Origin of the sequence: Thiohalocapsa sp. ML1 (assembly GCF_001469165.1) — a bacterium.
Lineage (GTDB): Bacteria > Pseudomonadota > Gammaproteobacteria > Chromatiales > Chromatiaceae > Thiohalocapsa.
The window spans coordinates 1-2,049 of record NZ_JABX01000110.1 but is presented as its reverse complement, the minus strand read 5'-3'; the positions used below and the strand labels follow the sequence as shown (position 1 = coordinate 2,049).

At 65.8% G+C, this 2,049-nt stretch carries 3 protein-coding genes; all 3 read right to left on the bottom strand.

Annotated elements, in window-relative coordinates; genetic code table 11:
- Positions 1 to 290: 290 nt before the first annotated feature.
- From ML01_RS26555 to ML01_RS30945, 3 genes are read right to left on the bottom strand one after another with little or no spacing between them, the layout of a single operon-like run.
- Positions 291 to 689: a type II toxin-antitoxin system HicB family antitoxin gene (locus tag ML01_RS26555; protein ID WP_058558374.1), complete on the bottom strand. Its 399-nt coding sequence runs from the start codon at positions 687 to 689 to the stop codon at positions 291 to 293.
- Positions 686 to 928 (bottom strand): type II toxin-antitoxin system HicA family toxin, encoded by a 243-nt coding sequence (locus tag ML01_RS26550; protein ID WP_058558373.1) that lies wholly within the window; start codon positions 926 to 928, stop codon positions 686 to 688. Before ML01_RS26550 ends, ML01_RS26555 begins: the two co-directional genes overlap by 4 nt.
- 23 nt (positions 929 to 951) lie before the next feature.
- Positions 952 to 1,170, bottom strand: a complete 219-nt coding sequence (locus ML01_RS30945; protein ID WP_156428030.1) for a hypothetical protein — start codon at positions 1,168 to 1,170, stop codon at positions 952 to 954.
- Positions 1,171 to 2,049: the final 879 nt, after the last annotated feature.

Here is a 2,049-nt window from a genome sequence, read left to right as displayed (position 1 = left end):
CCGACCAAGAGGTCGGCTCTCCGGCCCGGCTCCGGCCCGCCTCCGGGCGGGCAAGTGCTTCTGGTGCGTTGATTGGAGTGTTGACTGGAGCGTTGACTGGAGTGTTGACTGGAGTGTTGACCTCCAGGTCAACACGGCGACAGAGCGGGATGCGGTCGCGAGTGCCGAGCCGACCAGGAGGTCGGCTCTCCGGCCCGGCTCCGGCCCGGCTCCGGGCGGGAAAAAGCTTCGCCGTATGTAGGTTCGGGTGAGGAAGAACCCCAACGCGACGCCGTGGCAATCCCACTGCTTCACCCCGTTCTGCGCGCCTCATCCGTCGCCTCCTTCCCGAGTCCAGCGCTCCCACTACGGACACCCATACCCTCCGCGAGCAGCGACACCACCAGGGTGTTCATGCTCACCCCCTCGGTCGCGGCCCGCGCCGAGAGACGCACATGCAAGCTCTTGGGCACGCGCGCAACGAAGCGCCCGGACTCGCCGCCAGCGCCGGGCTCCGGAAACCGATCCCCGGACTCCTCGGCCACCCGAAGCCAGGCGCGGGCGGCCTGATAACCGTCCTCGATGGCCGCCGCGGGGCTCTCGCCGTCGCCCATACAGCCCGGCAGGTCCGGGAAGGTGGCGAGCCAACCGCCGCCGTCCTCCTCGGACAGTGGCCGCAGCTCCACCCGATAGCGCTTCGGGTCGTTCATTCTTCGTCTCCTGTCCCATGCTTCACAAGGCGCACGAACTGGCGGATGTAGATCGGCTTGATCGGCCTGTGGGCCGGGACGCTGACCTTCCTGCCGTTCGTGTGGCGGATGATGCAGTGGCTGCCGCCGGGGCGATGGACCCTGAGCCCGTAGGCCCGGGCCACGGTCTCCACCTGGTCGATGGTCCAGTCCCGAGGATTGGCCTCCATCGCCGCCAGCAGCTTCGCCGACTTGCTCATGGGTCAGATTATACGGGGCAGTGTCACGCATCGGTCCGCTGGTCCCCGGAACGCGTGAGCTGCGTAGGTTCGGGTGACGAAGGAACCCCAACGGCCTCGCGAAACGTCCCTTCCTGCCCCTTGCATCCCCAGTCTTCCGAAAGCCAACCGTTGCGCACATAGACGTGAAAGGTCGAATACGGCCAGTCCCGCACCGCCGCAACATACCCATGCTTCACCGGATTGAAATGCGTGTCGTCCACATGCCGCTCCACGGCTCCGGGCGGGCATCTGCTTCTGGTGCGTTGATTGGAGTGTTGACTGGATCGTTGACTGGAGCGTTGACTGGAGTGTTGACTGGGTGTTGACCTCCAGGTCAACACGGCGACAGAGCGGGATGCACTCAGGGCGCGAGTGCCGAGCCGACCAGGAGGTCGGCTCTCCGGCCGGGCTCCGGCCCGGCTCCGGGCGCGCAAGTGCTTCTGGTGCGTTGATTGGAATGCTTACTGGCGTGTTGACTGGAGTGCTGACTGGAGTGTTGACCTCCAGGTCAACACGGCGACAGAGCGGGATGCGGTCGCGAGCGCCGAGCCGACCAGGAGGTCGGCTCTCCGGCCCGGCTCCGGCCCGGCTCCGGGCGGGCAAGTGCTTCTGGTGCGTTGATTGGAGTGTTGACTGGAGTGTTGCCTGGAGTGTTGCCTGGAGTGTTGCCTGGAGTGTTGCCTGGAGTGTTGCCTGGAGTGTTGCCTGGAGTGTTGCCTGGAGTGTTGACCTCCAGGTCAACACGGCGACAGAGCGGGATGCGGTCGCGAGTGCCGAGCCGACCAGGAGGTCGGCTCTCCGGCCCGGCTCCGGCGCGGCTCCGGGGGCGCAAGTGCTTCTGGTGCGTTGATTGGAGTGCTGACCGGAGTGTTGACTGGCGTGTTGCCTGGAGTGTTGACCTCCAGGTCAACACGGCGACAAAGCGGGATGCACTCAGGGCGCGAGTACCGAGCCGACCAGGAGGTCGGCTCTCCGGCCCGGCTCCGGCTCGGCTCCGGGCGCGCAAGTGCTTCTGGTGCGTTGACTGGAGTGTTGACTGGAGTGTTGACTGGAGTGTTGACTGAATTGTTGACTGGAGTGTTGACCTCCAGGTCAACACG